This is a genomic window from Stutzerimonas stutzeri, assembly GCF_002909485.1.
GTDB lineage: Bacteria > Pseudomonadota > Gammaproteobacteria > Pseudomonadales > Pseudomonadaceae > Stutzerimonas > Stutzerimonas stutzeri_AH.
On record NZ_PPXG01000003.1, the window covers coordinates 200,481 to 216,397 of the forward strand.

Below are 15,917 nucleotides of genomic sequence, written 5' to 3' on the forward strand. Positions count from 1 at the left end.
GGCGTTGCGGGCTCAGTTACTTGCCGTAGACCTGCTCCGGCAGCCAGGTGACGATTCCAGGCCACATGTAGGCCACGACCAGCATGCCGATCTGGATCGCGATGAACGGCAGCACACCCTTGTACATCACGCTGGTCGGTACGCTTCGCGGCGTGACACCGCGCAGGTAGAACAGCGAGAAGCCGAAGGGCGGCGTGAGGAAAGACGTTTGTAGGTTGATGGCGAACATCACCCCGAGCCACACCGGGTCCAGACCCATGGCCAGCAGGATCGGGCCAACGATGGGCACCACGACGAAGATGATCTCGATGAAATCGAGGATGAAGCCCAGCAGGAAGATGACCAGCATCACCACCAGGAACGCGCCTAGCACGCCCCCCGGCAGCGAATGCAGGGCATCTTCGATCAGCACCTCACCGCCGAAGCCACGGAACACCAGCGAGAACAGCGACGCGCCAATGAGGATCAGGAACACCATCGAGGTGATCTCGGTGGTACCGAACGCCACCTGCTTGAGCTGGGTGAAGTTCAGCTGTCCCTTGGCGATCGAGAGCAGCGTCGCACCGAGCGCGCCGATCGCGGCTGCCTCGGTAGGCGTGGCGTACCCGGCCAGAATCGAGCCGAGCACCGCGGTTATCAGCAGCAGCGGCGGCAGCAGAGAGCCGATCAGCTTGCCCCACTCGATCGGGCCCAGTTCTTCCTGTGGCAAAGCGGGCAACTTCTTCGGCTGGAAGATCGCCACGGCGATCAGGTAGACGATGTACATGCCGACCAGCAGAAGGCCCGGAATCAGCGCGCCGACGAACAGGTCGCCGACCGAAACGGTTTTCGGCGAGAAGATGCCCAGCTTCAGCTGCGCCTGCTGGAAGGCGCTGGACATCACGTCGCCGAGCAGAACCAGGATGATCGAAGGCGGGATGATCTGCCCGAGCGTGCCGGTGGCGGCAAGCGTGCCGGTAGCAATGGCTGGATCGTAGCCGCGGCGTAGCATTGTTGGCAGCGCCAACAGACCCATGGTGACTACGGTGGCGCCGACGATACCGGTACTGGCAGCGAGCAATGCACCGACGACGCAGACCGAGATGGCGAGCCCGCCGCGCATGGTGCCGAACAGTCGCGACATCGACTCCAGAAGGTCTTCGGCGACGCGGGATTTCTCCAGCATTACACCCATGAAAACGAACAGTGGCACGGCCAGCATCGTCTGGTTGTTCATGATGCCGAAGATGCGGTTCGGCAGTGCATGTAGGTAGCCGACATCGAAGGAGCCGGTGACGACGCCGATGCCGGCGAAAAGCAACGCCATGCCGCCCAGCGTAAAGGCGACCGGGTAGCCAGACATCAGAGCGAAGCAGATGCTGATGAACAGCAGGATAGCCATGAACTCAGCCATGCTTCACCTCCGTCTCTGGGAGGCGGCCGGCGATGCGATAACCCATCTTGATCAGGTCCGAAAGCGCCTGAAGCGCAAGGCTGCCAACCAGCAGCAGGATGATGCTCTTCTGCAGATAAACGAACTTCAGTCCGCCGGATTCGTTTGAGCCTTCGAGTGTCGACCAGGAGTTGCTGACGTAATCCCAGCTGTTCCAGCCGAGAAACAGGCAAACCGGCAGGAGGAACAGCAGGTGGCCCACGCCATCGACGGTCGCCTGCCGGCGACCGCTGAACTTCTGATAGAAGATATCGACGCGGACATGGCCGTTGCGCTGCAGGGTCCAGGCGGCGGCCCCCATGAACACCAGCGCGTGGCCGTACATGACTGCCTCTTGCAAAGCGATGGCGCCGATGCCGAAACCGTAGCGAAGCACGACCACGACGGTGGTACCGATGACGAGAAACAGGGTGATCCAGGCACATAGCTGGCCGAGGCGCATGTTGCACGCATCGATTAGGCCGGCCACACGCAGCAGGGGCGGTGGGCTCTGGGACATTTTTAGTCCTTCTTGTAGACGCAAGGGTTGGCGGGAGACGGCGATTCTTGCAGTACTGGCGCTTTGCAGCAATCGGCCTACGACTTTTAGCGTATGCGCTAGGCTTGAGACGCCAGAGGCTCTAATGTTAGTCGAGCCCGAAATGGTGTCCGCATTTTCGGCACAGGCTTCGCCGCATGAGTCCGCAACCAGCTTGGCCATGAACTCATATGGAGAAAGGCGTTGCGGCCTGGCAAGCGTGGCCATGCCGTTGCGCAAAATAAGAACAAATAACAAGGAGTAACCACATGAAACGTCGTGAAATTCTCACCGCCGCTGGCGTAGGCCTGGCGGCCACTGCACTCGCTGGCTGCAATGACAAGAGCGACAAGCCGGTAGCCGGCGAAAGCAAGCAGGCCGAGCAGCAGACATTCAACTGGAAGATGGTCACCTCCTGGCCGAAAAACTTCCCTGGCGTCGGCGTCGGTGCCGAGCGTTTCGCCAACCTGGTCAACGAGATGAGCGGTGGCCGGCTGAAGATCAAGGTCTATGCCGCCGGCGAGCTGGTTCCGGCCTTGGAGGTTTTCGATGCGGTCTCGCGTGGCACGGCCGAAATGGGCCATGGCGCGCCTTACTATTGGAAAGGTAAGGTCCCGGCCGCCCAGTTCTTCTGCGCTTTGCCGTTCGGTCCGAACGCTCAGGAAATGAATGCCTGGCTGCATCGTGGCGGCGGCATGCAGCTGTGGGAGGAGGTCTACAAACCCTACGGCGTACTGCCGATGGCTTGTGGCGCTACCGGCGTGCAGACCGCTGGCTGGTTCAACAAGGAAATCAACTCGGTCGATGACTTCAAGGGCCTGAAGATGCGTACCCCCGGTCTGGGCGGCGAAGTGCTGACCAAGATGGGCGGGACCGTGGTGAACATGCCGGCCGGCGAAATCTTCACTGCGCTGCAGACCGGGGCCATCGATGCCACCGAGTGGATCGGGCCGTACAACGACCTGGCGCTGGGCCTGCACAAGGCGTCCAAGTACTACTACACCCCGGGTTGGCAGGAGCCGAACGTCACCTTCGAACTCGACGTAAACCTCAAGGCCTGGGATACGCTGCCGGACGATCTGAAGGCCATCGTTCGTGCTGCCGCTCGTGATGTAAACGGCGACATGCTCGATGACTACAACGCCAAGAATATGGAAGCGATGGAGCAGCTGCGTGAGCAGGGTGTTGAGGTACGCCGCCTGCCGGACGAAGTCCTTGCGCGTCTGAAGGAAGTAGCCGCCGAGGTGGTCGACGCCTCCGCCAAGGCAGATCCGGTGGCATCCAAGGTGTGGGAGCAGCAAAGTGCCTATCTCAACCGGCTATACGAATATGCCGAGCTGAACGAGAAGGATATCTACAACATTCGCGGCTGATATCCGCTTCGTAAAAAAACGCCACTCCGGCAACGGCGTGGCGTTTTTTTTGCGCGGGTGCAACAGCCTGACCAGCTGTTCCGGCGGCTCAGCCTTCCAGCGTAGCGTTCAGGCTGATGCGGGCATTGAGAACCTTGGACACCGGGCAGCCTTCCTTCGCCTGATTGGCGATCTGCTGGAACTGGGCGTCGTCTGCGCCCGGAATTCGTGCCTTGAGGGTGAGCTCGACCGCGGTGATGCTGAAGCCTTCGCCATCCTTGTCGAGGGTAACTTCGGCGCGGGTATCGATACGTTCAGCAGTGAGTCCGGCCTGGCCAAGCATCATCGACAGCGCCATTGAGAAGCAACCGGCATGGGCTGCACCGATCAATTCTTCCGGGTTGGTACCTGGAGTGTCTTCGAAGCGGGTATTGAAGCCGTAAGGGTTGTCCTTCAGGGCGCCGCTTTCGGTAGTGATGGTGCCTTTGCCGTCTTTCAGGCCGCCTTGCCAGGCGGCGGAAGCGCTCTTCTTCATGAATTGACCTCGTGGATACGGGTGGGTGGTTTGGCCGCGCGGCTCAGCGAGGCTGTTCGGCTGCCAGGATCGCGCTGGCCAGCTCCATGTCGGAGGCTTGCAGGTGTGGCTGCTCGCTGCGCACTTGCTGCAGCATTGCTTCCAGATAAGGACCGCGGATCGCACCGTCGCTGGCGACGAAGCTGCCTGCGTCTTCTCGCGCCGGGATCACCAGTTTGTTGTCCTTGAAGGTCAGGTAGGTCGACGCGGTGGTCGCGCCGGAAGACAGGATGTCACGTACCAGACCGTCTGCCATGGCACTGCCAAGGGGCGCCAGGGCCAGTGAGAACGCTGCGAACAATATCTTGCGCATGAGCGGAAACCTCCTTGCTGTCGTACTTTTCAGAGTGCGGTGCAGGCGTGAGAGTTCCGGCTGCCGCTCAGCCCCGTTCGTCTATCAGTCGACGGATGCGTGCAGCCAGCATGTCGATGCTGAAAGGCTTGGCGAGGAGGTCCATGCCTGGACCGAGGAAGTCATTGCGCATTTCCTCGTCAGGAACGTAGCCGGTGATGAAGAGTACCTTTAGGTCAGGACGGTGCCCTCTTGCGCTTTCCACCAGTTGCCGTCCATTGAGCCCCGGCAGGCCGAAATCGCTTACCAGCAGATCGATGCGCCGGTCGCCATGCAGATAAGGCAGCGCGCTGTCAGCATCGAAGGCCTCCAGGACCTGATAACCCAATTCCTGCAGGACCTCCACCACCAGCATGCGCACGGCCGCTTCATCTTCCACCACCAGCACTGTCTCGCCGTTCAAGGCGCTGGGTGCTTCAGCGCTTTGCTCTGGCGCCGACTGCACGTCGTCCAGAGCCTGGTTGCGCGGCAGATAGAGAATGACCTGAGTACCTACGCCTAGCTTGCTGTCGATGCGCACGTGGCCGCCGGTCTGCTTGGCGAAACCGTAGACCATCGACAGACCCAGGCCAGTGCCCTGGCCGATTGGCTTGGTGGTGAAGAACGGATCGAAGGCCTTGGCGATGGTTTGTGCCGACATGCCAGCACCATTATCGGTGACGCTGAGCACCACGTAATCGCCTGGTTCGGGTGAGTCCGGCTGGGGTTGCTCAACGCGAAGATTGCGCGTGGTCACGCCGAGTCGGCCGCCATCGGCCATGGCGTCCCGGGCGTTGATCACCAGATTGAGCAGGGCGTTTTCCAGTTGATGGCCATCGGTGTAAGCAAGCCAGGTATCGGCTTGCAGTTCGACCTCCAGCTGAATGTGCTCGCCCATGGTACGGCGCAGCATGTCCTCCATAGACACCACCAACTGGTTCACGTCCACTGGTTTGGGGTCCAGGGACTGGCGGCGGGCAAATGCCAGCAGACGATGAGTCAGCGCGGCGGCGCGGTTGGCTGATGTCGTGGCGGCATCGATATAGCGGTCGAGGTCGCCAGTGCTGCCGCTGGCAAGCCGGCGCTGGATCAGGTCGAGCGCGCCGAGCACGCCGGTCAGCATGTTGTTGAAGTCGTGGGCCAGGCCGCCGGTGAGTTGGCCGATGGCCTCCATCTTCTGTGCGTGACGCAGCGCTTCCTCGGCGCGTTCGCGTTCGGCCATCTCGATATGCAACCGGCTGTTGATTGCCGCCAGTTCACGGGTACGCTCGGCGACGCGGCGCTCAAGATTGTCGTTGAGCTCCCGCAGCGCTTCTTCGGCTGCGACCTGGGCGGTTACGTCGGTATTGGTTCCGAACCAGTGGGTGACCTGGCCGAAATCATCGCGAATCGGCAGTGCGCGCGAGAGGAACCAGCGGTACTTGCCGTCTTTACCGCGTAGCGGGAAGGTTTCTTCCCAGATCGAGCCGATTGCGAAGGCGCGTTTCATCGAGGCGCTGACCCGCTCGTGGTGCTCGGGGTGATTTACCGCCCGCCAGCCCAGTGCGCGCATGGCCTCGCCCGTGGTGCCGGTGTAGTCATACCAGCGTTTGTTGTACCAGTAGATGCGGCCCGCAGGGTCCGCCATCCAGGCGAATTGGCTCATGTTGTCGGCCAGCGTGCGGAACTGCTCTTCGCTTTCGCGCAGAGCACGTTCGGCGCGCATACGCTCATCGGCGGTCCAGGCACGGTCGGCAACTTCACGAATGAAGGAAATGTCTTCGTCGAGCCAGGCCCGCGGCTGGCTCTCAAGCAGCATCATCACGGCGGAAATGCGCCCTTGCTCGAACAACGGGACGCAAACGATGCTGCGGATCTGGCCTTCGGCGAAGTTATCGGCGTGGCTGGCGGTGCGGGCGTCGTGCAGCACGTCCTCTATGACGACCAGTTCGTTCTCTTGCAGATCGTAGAAGAAGTCGCCGTAATCTGCGAAATGCACCACTTCGGTACTGCTGTCGGAACTGCCATCGCTCCAATAGCGCTCGATGGTGGCGCTCTGGCTGGAAGCGTCGATGCTCGCGAACAGCACGCGGGATATGCCGATCGTGCGGCCAATCACGCTGACTGCGGCATGTGCGATGGTCTGGCTGTCGTGCTGCTCGCGAAGCAGATCGCCCAGTTCGATCAGCGCGGTCTGGCGCTGCTCGGCCTGCTGGCGGTCCTTGATCTGCTCTTCGAGCATCTCGTTCATGCGCAGCATGCGCTCGGCAGCATTGCGCTCCGCGGTAATGTTGCGCGCGGTGCCGAGGATGCGTAGCTCTCCGCTGGGGTCGAGCAGCCGGCGGCCGCGATTTGCCAGCCAGACGAACTCGCCGATGCGGGTATCGAAGATCCGATAGTCGAACTGGAACTCGCCGTCGCCTTTGCCGGCTAGGGTGTCACCCAGTGCCTTGATCAGCGTGCTGCGATCGTCCGGATGCACCCGTGCGAGGATTTCATGCACGTCCAGTCCTGGCTGATCCGGCGCTATCCCTGCCATGGCCTTGAGCTGGGTATCCCAGTGCAACGAGTGCTGGCTGTCGCGATACTCCCAGACGCCGATCGAGGCGATTTCGTTGGCCAGACTGATGCGCTGCTCCGCCTCGCGCAGGGCCTTGCTCGCCCGGGTGCGCTCGGCAGCGCCGCGGAGGCGCTCAAGAACCTCACGTACCAGGGCGATGTCGTCCATGCTCCAGGGTTGCGTCCGGCTACGAGAAAACAATAGCGCCGTGTTCGGCATATCGGACTCGACACCCGGCAGCTCGGCCATCAGCAGCGTGGTGCTGGCCAGGCACTGGCGTAGCGTGCTGCTTTGCGGATCGTCTCCATTGAGCAGCATGACGCCGTCGCGCCGCAGCTGTTCGAGGAGCACGGACTTGCCTTGGCTCAGGTTGTGGCGGCCTAGGCAGCTGGGCACGTCAGGCCCCAGCCATTCCTGACGTACCACCAGCGCCTCATCCTCCAGGCAGGCCGAGGCGATGTAATCGCAGCGCAGCAACTGTGCCAGTCGCTGGTCGAGCAAGCAGCAGATTTCTACCCGTTCACTGTTTGCCTGCAGGCAGTCGCTCAGCTCCAGCAGAAACGCCTGCAGCGCCTGGTGCTGGGTACGCTCGCTGATATCGCTGAAGGTGCAGATCGCACCCTGCAGTTCGCCGTCACGATAGATAGGCGCTACGCGGTACTCCACAGGCAGGCTGCTGCCGTCGGCACGAAAGAACAGTTCGTGCTCGACATGACGCGGTTCGCCAGTGAGCGCGGTGTGCTGAATCGGGCAATCATGTACCGGATAAGGGCTGCCGTCCGGGTGGCTGTGGTGAATCGTATGGTGCAGCTGCCTGCCGAGCACTTCCTCGCGACTACCGAAGCCCAGCATGTTGAGAAAGGCATCGTTACACAGGGTGACTGCCCCGGTGCGGTCGATAGAGTAGAAACCCTCATTGGCCGAGTCGAGCAGCAAACGGGTAAAGGCTTCGCTCTCCAGGCGCTTCATTTCCGAGCGTCGGCGGCTGTCGATGTCCTGAGCGACGCATACCCAATGCAGAAGTCGCCCATCGGTATCGTAGATGGGCGCGGCACTGGCCTGGAACCAGCGTGGACTGCCGTCCACGTCGCGCAACGGCAACTCCAGCCTGCACGGCAGCTCCCGGCGCATGGCCTGGCGCCACTGTTCGGCGATGGATTGGCGATCAGCCGCGGCGATTGCCGCAAGCCAGCCGTTGCCGCGTGATGCTTGCGCGCTAAGGCCGGTGAATTCGCACCAGTAGCTGTTGCAGAAACTCAGCTCGCCCTCGGCATTGCATTGCCAGACCACCTGGGGGCTGAGGTCGATCAGGGTGCGGTAGCGCTCCTCGATTTCGCGGGCGGCGGCCTGCTGCAAGCGGGCCTCGGTAAGGTCGCGCAGGATTTTGACGAAGCCATGTACTTCGCCGCCGTCGAGCAGCGGTGTGAGTACGCCGCTGGCCCAGAAGCGTGAGCCATCCTTGCGTTGATGCCAGCGCTCGTCGATGGCTCTGCCCTGTTCCAGCGCCGTGCGCATCTCGTGTTCGTCGGCATTTCGCGCTAAATCTTCCTCGGTGAAGATACAGGCGACATGCTGGCCGATCGCTTCCTCGGCGGACCAGCCCAGCAGCCGTTGCGCGCCGCTGTTCCAGTTGGTGATAAGGCCCTGCAGGTCAGTAGCCAGGATGGCGTAGTCCTGGGCGCTCTCGATCATCTGGCGGCTGCGTTCTTCCTCGACGCGCAGTCGACGCAGTTCCAGCCGGGCCATGACCTGTCGCGCCACTGCCTGTAGCCGGGTCACCTGTTGCGGTGTCAGTTCGCGCGGTTGGTGGTCGAATACGCACAATGTGCCCAGCGGCTGTCCCTGGGGGGCGCGCAATATTGCAGCGGCATAGAAGCTGGCCATCTCACCATCGGCAAGCCGTGGCATTTCCAGCTGGTCTGCGGATTGGGCGGTGCGCTGCTCGACCAGCGCTGCAGTTTGCAGGATCGCTTGGGCCGATGGTGAGCGTTCGCGCGCGATGCGCTGTCGGTCGACCGCGAATGCAGCCGCGCAGTACTGATATGCGGCGTCGATGAAGTGGATTGCCGCTGCTGGGCAGCCGCAGAGATCCGCTGCCATGGCGGCGAGCTCATCCAGATCCGCTTCGCACGAGGCGTCGAGCGCGGCATAGCGAGCCAATGCGGTCAGCCGGTCAGCTTCGTTCCAGGTCGCTGCGGGGGCGCTGTATTCGGCGTTCAAAATGTCCTGCTCGGCTATCCATGGCACTGAGTAATTCAGACGGGTTTATGAGTTAAACACTCGGCAGCGAAGGTCGATGTCGAATGGTCAGCAAAAGACTACGCCGAGCCCGCTTGGTTCAGGCAGCAGGCGGCGAATCTCCCGACGAACGGAGGCCCGGAGCGCTGCGGTTGGTGCTCGGCGCATCCCTTAACCGGCGGTGTTTAGCGCTCGGAGCAGCGCAGCATCACGCTTGTAGATGTCGGGGTGATAACGCGGCCAGCCGTTGTCGTCGGTGTCCGCTGTCCAGTAGGCGATCAGGATCGGCGTAGGCCGCGTGAGGCGGTACTCATGGGTTTTACCAGTCTGCAGCAGTGTCGCGACGGCTTCCCGGTCCCCCTCGGCAAGCAGCAGATCCACCAGCTGCAGCGCTGCCTCTACGCGTACGCAACCTGAGCTGAGGGCGCGCGCGGCGCGGTTGAACAGTGGCTTGCTTGGTGTGTCGTGCAGGTAGACCGAGAAGGGGTTGGCGAAGCGGATCGCGACCTGTCCGAGCGGATTGGACGGGCCGGCATCCTGGCGCAGCATGATGCCGCGGGGGTTGTTCCAGTCTACCTGGTGCGGGTCAAGGCTGTTGCCCTGGGCGTCGATCACGCGCATCTGGTGACGGGCCAGATAGCTGATGTCCTGGCGGATCAGCGGCAGCTTGTCCTGCTGCAGGATCGTCGGCGGTACGGTCCATGTTGGATTCAGCGTCAGCCGGGTGATCTGTGATTTCAGTGGCGGTGTCTGGCGCGCTTCGCGGCCGACCTGAGTGCGTGTCTGCCAGAATGGGCAGCTGTCGCGCATATAGATCAGCCGCGCTCCGGCGATGTCCACCAGTAACGACTGCGGCTCAAGGTCACGAGTGATCCAGCGCATGCGCTCGAGGTTGATGCGTAGTTGGTCGAGGCGGCTGGCCGGGCTGACGTTGAGGGCGGCCAGGGTCCCGGCGCCAACGATGCCGTCGTCTTCCAGGCCGTGCTGAAGCTGGAAGCCCTTCACCGCCTCGATCAGTTCGTCGTCGTAGCGCAGATCCATCAGGGGCGTACTGCCGGCACCGGCCAGCAACAGTTCTCGTAGCAGGGGCACTCGCTCATCGCTCATTCCTGCTCGCAGCGTTGGGCCAGCCGGCAACGGCCGCCAGGCGGGCTTTGGCGCCTGGCGCAACGCGGCGTATGCCGCACGCAGATCGCGGTACAGCGCATGGGCCGGGCGGGCGCGGTCGAATGCAGTTGGCAGGTCGGCGACGCCCTGCACCGCGATCTGCAGAAGCTGTTGAGCATCATCGCGCTCAGGCGCCTCCGGACTGCGCCAGATCGGCTCCACGTCAGCCTGTCGCAGGCGCCCGCGGGCCAGGTGGTGAAGCGCCTCGAGATAGCTATGGCTGGTCAGAATGTCGCCGCATTCGCGATGTAGGGGGGTAGCCGAGACCTGGTAAAGCTGCTCGCGTATCCGCTCTGGCTGATAATGCGCTGGGTCCAGACCATCATCGGCCAGCAGCGCGAGTTGTTGAAACAGGCTTTCGAGCTGGGCGTAGGAGTGCCACACGGGCTGATGGTGTGTTGCCTGATAGAACTCAGTCAGCCGCTTCAGCGCCTCCGGTTTTAGCCCTTGCAGCATCGATGGGCAGCTCTGCGGAAGGGTTTCCAGCGCGCTTTCGAGCGGCGTTGGCAGAGCCTGTAGCGGCTCCGCGAGCGCAGCACCTGGTATCAGGCACAAGCAGACGGCAAGACGGAATGCACATTTTTTGAACAACGTTTCGCTCCAGGCCGTTGCGGTGACTGCTAGACTGCGCGCCTGTAGCCTCAAGGTGCAAGGCGTCTGCCGGCAATCGTTTCGAGGCCATAAAAACATATCGTGCTGGGCAATTGGGGCTCATTCGCTCCGCCCGGCTTTGTTGCGCCGCTGTTGTGATCAGTGGCGAGTATAAGGTGCGAGCCAGACAGGAAGTCTCGGGGGGCGTGCCTGATGAGGTTACTTGCTCATGCTTTCCATGCTTCGACGCACCTGCCTGGCGGTGGGTCTTTCCGTCCTTGCGTCGCCTGTCTTGGCGGCTAGCGCAACCTATCAACCGATGGTCGACAGCCTGGCCCAGTTGGCGCCCAAGCTGGACCGAACGGTGCTGACCCATGCCGTTGCGGCCATGCAATGCGCAGTCAATAACGGAGCCAGTGCGGCTCAGCGGCTAGCAGTGATCGATTTCTCGCTGCCTTCCAGCGAGCGTCGGCTATGGATTTTCGATCTGGAAAAAGAGCAGCTGCTGCTCGAAGACCTGGTTGCTCATGGGCAGAAGTCTGGCGACAACCACGCCACCCAGTTCTCCAATACGGTCGGCAGCCATCAGTCCAGCATCGGCCTGTTCCGCACGGCCGAAAGCTACAGCGGCAAACATGGCTATTCACTGCGGATGGACGGGCTGGAGCCAGGCATCAATGATCGCGCCCGCGAGCGCGCAATCGTCATTCACCCGGCGGCGTACGTGAATCCTTCCTGGATCGCCACTCAGGGCCGAATCGGTCGCAGTCAGGGCTGCCCGGCGGTCCGGCCGGAGGTGGCGCGTATGGTGGTCGATAGCCTCAAGGGCGGCCAGTTCATGTTCTCTTGGTATCCCGATCAGCAATGGCTGCAGTCTTCTGCCTACCTCAACTGCAAGCCCAATCAAGTGGCGACCATTCTCGCGGCACGCTCGGGCGGCTGATTCAGCGCTCAGCCCGTCGCAAGGGCCGGCGTCATCCGCGCAACTGCGGGCACTGACGCTGGCGCGGCGCGAGCTGGCGTAGGGTGGACCACGCTTCACCGATCCCCCGGACGGAGTTGTGGTGGATGTAAAAAGCGACATCCACCCCTACAAACGCCTTGAGCCTTCGGCTATTTCTGCTCGCTCTGCGGCGTCACCCGCAGCACTTCTTCCATCGTTGTCAGTCCGGCGGCGATTTTCTGCGCGCCTGAGAGGCGCAGGCTGCGCATACCGTCCTTGAAGGCCTGGCGGCGCAGGGCGACGATATCGGTATCGGCGGTGATCAGTGGTTTGATCGCGTCGTTCAGCAGCATGATCTCGTACACCCCGGCACGACCGCGGAAGCCTGTATCGCGGCATTCCAGGCAGCCCACAGCCTGCTGCGCGGTGGTTGGCAGCGGGGCATTCCATGGTCGGGTCAGTGCCGTCCAGTCATCGACGTCCAGCTGCATCGGCGCCTTGCAGTGCGGGCACAGTGTGCGCACCAGACGCTGGGCCATGACACCGAGCAGTGTGGCCTTGAGCAGGTAGTGCGGCACGCCGAGCTCCAGCAATCGGGTAATGGCACTGGGGGCGTCGTTGGTGTGCAGGGTGGAGAGCACCAGGTGACCGGTCAGCGCCGCCTGGATGGCCATCTCGGCGGTTTCCAGATCGCGGATCTCGCCAATCATGATGATGTCCGGGTCCTGCCGCATCAGTGCGCGCACGCCACTGGCGAAGGTCAGCTCGATGTTGTGCTGCACCTGCATCTGGTTGAAGGCCCCCTCGATCATCTCGATCGGGTCCTCGATGGTGCAGACGTTCACTTCCGGCGTCGCCAGCTGCTTGAGAGTGGTGTAAAGCGTGGTGGTCTTGCCCGAGCCGGTCGGCCCGGTGACAAGGATGATGCCGTTGGGTTGGCTGGTCATGCTCTGCCAGCGCCGCAGGTCGTCGGCGGAGAAGCCCAACTGGTCGAAGCCCTTGAGCAGCACCTCGGGGTCGAAGATGCGCATCACCATCTTCTCGCCGAAGGCGGTAGGTAGCGTCGACAGGCGCAGCTCCACTTCGCCGCCTTCCGGAGTCTTGGTCTTGACCCGGCCGTCCTGCGGCTTGCGCTTCTCGGCGACGTTCATCCGGCCCAGGGATTTCAAGCGGCTGACCACTGCCATCGTCACCTGCGGCGGGAATTGATAGACGTTGTGCAGCACGCCATCGATGCGAAAGCGCACGGTGCCCTGTTCGCGCCGGGGTTCTATGTGGATATCGCTGGCGCGCTGCTGAAAGGCGTACTGGAACAGCCAGTCGACGATGTTGACGATGTGCGAGTCGTTGGCGTCCGGCTCCTGGTCGCTGGCGCCGAGGTTGAGCAATTGCTCGAAGTTGCCGATGCCGCTGATCTTCTGGTCGGTGCCGCTGGCGCCGCTGACCGACTTGGCCAGGCGATAGAACTCCACGGTGAAGCGCTGGATGTCGGCCGGGTTGGCCACCACGCGCTTGATCGGTCGCTTCAGTACGTGGGTCAGATTGGCTTCCCAGCCATGCATGAAGGGCTGGCTGCTGGCGATGGTGACGGCGCTGCTGTCCACCGCCACGGCGAGGATGCTGTGGCGCTGGGCAAAGGCGTAGGACATCAACGGAGTGACCGCGGCCACGTCGATCTTCAACGGATCGATGCGCAGGTAAGGCTGGCCGGCGCGCTCAGCCAGCCAGACGGTCAGTGTTTCCAGGTCGAGCTTCTTGCCGGGGCGCAGCAGATCATCGAGCTGTTGCGCGGCGAGGAATTCCAGCGGGTGCTGCTGGCTGGCCACCGCACTGCGGCGTACCGTCAAGCATTGTTCGGCGCTGTCCTGAGCGACCCGCCCTTGGGCGACCAGCTCGCGCAGCAGATCGTTGAGATCGAGAGGGCGGTCCTGGGGGGGCGAGTTCAGCACGGACATGGGATTCCTTCGATACGGCGGCGGAAAAGCCAAGCTTGCCGCTAAACCCCGGCGCTGTCTGCCGCCGGGGTCCAACTTTGAGCAGCCTGCGCCGGCTTTCGAGCTTATTTCTCCAGCTGCTTCCAGGCCTTGAGCGTCCAGACCAGGTGCGCCTGTTCGACGCGCAGTTCCAGCGCTTGCTCGTCGATGGGCTGGCGGGCCAGTTCATGCAGCTTGGCCAGCTCGCCGTACAGACGATCGACTTCCGGCAGTTCCAGCACGCTGCGGGCTAGGTGCAGCCAGACCAGCAGCCGTTCCATGCGCGGGCTCTGTTCGGCGAGGTCTTCGGGTTGCTGCTGATAGCGCGGTAGTTGCAGCGCCTTGGCCTCTTCTGCCAACAGATGCACGAGCCACTTGCCCAGCTCGGCGGCGCCCTGCCGATCGCCACGGGCGTTGCGGCCTTCGGTCCAGCTGCGCTGCAGCAGCCACAGCGAGGCTTTGAGTGACAGCAGCCCCCAACGGGTCTGGCCAAGCTCCTCGGCGAATTGCGCCGGCGCAGCCTTGCGTACGCCTTCATCGTCCTGCCCGGCATCGACACGCGGACGCCAGTCATGGATCAGCGCATCGAGCAGCTCACGCAGCTCACGACTGCTGGCGCGAGGGGCGGCTTGGCCGAGGCTACCGAGCAGGGCGCGCAGTTCGATCAGCTGGTGCAGCCACTCGCCGAGCAGTTTCCAGCGGCCATTGAAGCGGTATTGCTCAGCCAGGCGCTGGCTGTTGCCGAGCAGCTGCCAGCCGAGGGCGACCACAGCATCGTCCAGTGGCGTGGTTGCGTCGAGTTCCGGTGGCGGTAGCTGCAGGCTGTAGCCGTCGGCGTCGTGCAGGCGGTAGCCGCGCTCAGCCTTGCTGATGTCGCAAGGCATAAGCGGCAGGTCGGCAGCCAGCTCGGCTGCCAGCTCCAGCAATGCTTGGGGATCGCCCTGGCGCAGCTCCAACTCCAGCTCGCAGATTTCCTCGGACTGTTTGCCAGCTTTTACCTTGCCCAGGTCCAGAGCCGCTTCGATCACCACCTTGGCGTTGCCGCGGCCCCAGGCTATCTCGGCTTTCTCGCGAACAAAATCGGTGGTGAAGATCGGTTTCAGGGTCTTCTTGTCGAGATCGGCCAGGCTGGCCGGCCAGCAATCGTCACCAAGCTTCTTGGTATCGAGCTTGGCCTTGTCCAGGTACCAGTCCCATTCGTTGCGTTCCGACAGGCCTGCGACACTTTGACCGCGGCTCTTCAATGTCTGGATGAACTGCTCACCGTCGCGGCGCAGGCGCAGTGCGACCCGGGCCTGAGCGAGGGCGCGATCGGCGGTGTCGTAATACTGGTTGAACAGCTCATGGCGCGACCAGCCACTCTTGTTGCGCTTCTTCAGCAGCGGATGTTCGCGCAGGGCGAGCAGGGTTTCGCGGCTGGCGCGTAGCTTGATTTCGGTTTCTTTCTGCATGATGCCGACTGGGTGCCTATGATGTGTTGATGTTGCAGCCTGATGACACACGGTAGCAGGCGTGATGGCCTGTCCGTATACTTGCCGCCTCTTTCAAGCCGGGGCCTTACCCTATGCCAGTCAATCCTTTCGTCAGCTTGTTCGGACGTTCGCCAATCGGCCCGATGCAACAGCATATGGCCAAGTCGCACGAATGTGCAGCGAACCTGGTACCGCTGTTCCAAGCGGTCATGGCCGAAGACTGGGAGAAGGTCGAGCAGATTCAGCAGCAGATGGCGCAGCTGGAAAACGAGGCCGACAAGCTGAAGAAGAGTGTTCGCCAGCACCTGCCGAAAAGCCTGTTCCTGCCGGTGCCGCGTTCCGATCTGCTTGATTTGCTGAGTGTACAGGACAAGATCGCCAACCGCGCCAAGGACATCGCCGGCCTGATGCTGGGCCGTTGCATGACCATCCCGCAGGCACTGCAGCCGCAGATGCTGGCCTATGTGCAGCGCACCGTCGATGCCAGTGCCCAGGCGCTCAAGGCGCTGAAGGAGCTGGATTCGCTGCTGGAAACCGGCTTCAGCGGCCGCGAAGCCACCCTCGTCGAGAAGATGGTCGAAGAGCTCGAGGAAATCGAGCGTGAAACCGACCGTATGCAGATCACGGTTCGCCGTGCGCTGTTCCATCTGGAAAAGGATTTGCCAGCTGTCGACGTGATCTTTCTCTACAAGATCATCGAATGGATCGGTGATGTAGCCGACCGCGCCGAGCGCGTTGGCAACCGTCTGGAACAATTGCTGGCGCGCTAAGGCGCCAGCGTCCTTTCT

11 protein-coding genes are annotated in these 15,917 nt (G+C 62.5%); 3 read left to right on the top strand and 8 right to left on the bottom strand.

Annotated features, from left to right (window positions below; genetic code table 11):
- Window positions 1–16: 16 nt before the first annotated feature.
- On the bottom strand, window positions 17–1,393 hold the full coding sequence (locus CXK91_RS08355; protein WP_103455701.1) for a TRAP transporter large permease: 1,377 nt from the start codon (window positions 1,391–1,393) through the stop codon (window positions 17–19).
- Window positions 1,386–1,931, bottom strand: coding sequence for a TRAP transporter small permease subunit (locus CXK91_RS08360; RefSeq protein ID WP_103455702.1), 546 nt, complete (start codon window positions 1,929–1,931; stop codon window positions 1,386–1,388). Before CXK91_RS08360 ends, CXK91_RS08355 begins: the two co-directional genes overlap by 8 nt.
- Window positions 1,932–2,218: 287 nt before the next feature.
- On the opposite strand from CXK91_RS08360, the gene CXK91_RS08365 reads away from it, so the two are divergent.
- A complete protein-coding gene (locus CXK91_RS08365) occupies window positions 2,219–3,322 on the top strand; it encodes a TRAP transporter substrate-binding protein (RefSeq protein ID WP_103455703.1) in 1,104 nt (367 codons plus the stop codon).
- A gap of 88 nt (window positions 3,323–3,410) precedes the next feature.
- Here CXK91_RS08365 and CXK91_RS08370 read toward each other — a convergent pair whose 3' ends face one another.
- The 4 genes from CXK91_RS08370 to CXK91_RS08385 all read right to left on the bottom strand — a co-directional run bounded on the left by CXK91_RS08370 (window position 3,411) and on the right by CXK91_RS08385 (window position 10,741).
- On the bottom strand, window positions 3,411–3,836 hold the full coding sequence (locus CXK91_RS08370; RefSeq protein ID WP_103455704.1) for an OsmC family protein: 426 nt from the start codon (window positions 3,834–3,836) through the stop codon (window positions 3,411–3,413).
- Between the two features lie 43 nt (window positions 3,837–3,879).
- Window positions 3,880–4,188: a DUF2388 domain-containing protein gene (locus CXK91_RS08375; RefSeq protein ID WP_103455705.1), complete on the bottom strand. Its 309-nt coding sequence runs from the start codon at window positions 4,186–4,188 to the stop codon at window positions 3,880–3,882.
- Between the two features lie 67 nt (window positions 4,189–4,255).
- A complete protein-coding gene (locus tag CXK91_RS08380) occupies window positions 4,256–8,965 on the bottom strand; it encodes a PAS domain S-box protein (protein WP_103455706.1) in 4,710 nt (1,569 codons plus the stop codon).
- 189 nt (window positions 8,966–9,154) lie between these two features.
- Window positions 9,155–10,741: a L,D-transpeptidase family protein gene (locus tag CXK91_RS08385; RefSeq protein ID WP_103455707.1), complete on the bottom strand. Its 1,587-nt coding sequence runs from the start codon at window positions 10,739–10,741 to the stop codon at window positions 9,155–9,157.
- A gap of 229 nt (window positions 10,742–10,970) precedes the next feature.
- Here CXK91_RS08385 and CXK91_RS08390 point away from each other — a divergent pair, with 229 nt between their 5' ends.
- A complete protein-coding gene (locus CXK91_RS08390; RefSeq protein WP_103455708.1) occupies window positions 10,971–11,684 on the top strand; it encodes a murein L,D-transpeptidase catalytic domain family protein in 714 nt (237 codons plus the stop codon).
- Window positions 11,685–11,854: 170 nt separating this feature from the next.
- Here the strand turns inward: CXK91_RS08390 and CXK91_RS08395 are convergent, their stop codons facing one another.
- Both CXK91_RS08395 and CXK91_RS08400 read right to left on the bottom strand, forming a co-directional pair.
- A complete protein-coding gene (locus CXK91_RS08395) occupies window positions 11,855–13,639 on the bottom strand; it encodes a GspE/PulE family protein (protein ID WP_103455709.1) in 1,785 nt (594 codons plus the stop codon).
- A gap of 104 nt (window positions 13,640–13,743) precedes the next feature.
- On the bottom strand, window positions 13,744–15,108 hold the full coding sequence (locus tag CXK91_RS08400) for an inorganic triphosphatase (protein ID WP_103455710.1): 1,365 nt from the start codon (window positions 15,106–15,108) through the stop codon (window positions 13,744–13,746).
- A gap of 113 nt (window positions 15,109–15,221) precedes the next feature.
- Between CXK91_RS08400 and CXK91_RS08405 the strand changes: the two genes are divergently transcribed.
- Entirely contained in the window at window positions 15,222–15,899 is a 678-nt protein-coding gene (locus CXK91_RS08405) for a TIGR00153 family protein (protein ID WP_014821982.1), read from the top strand.
- The last annotated feature ends 18 nt before the right edge of the window (window positions 15,900–15,917 follow it).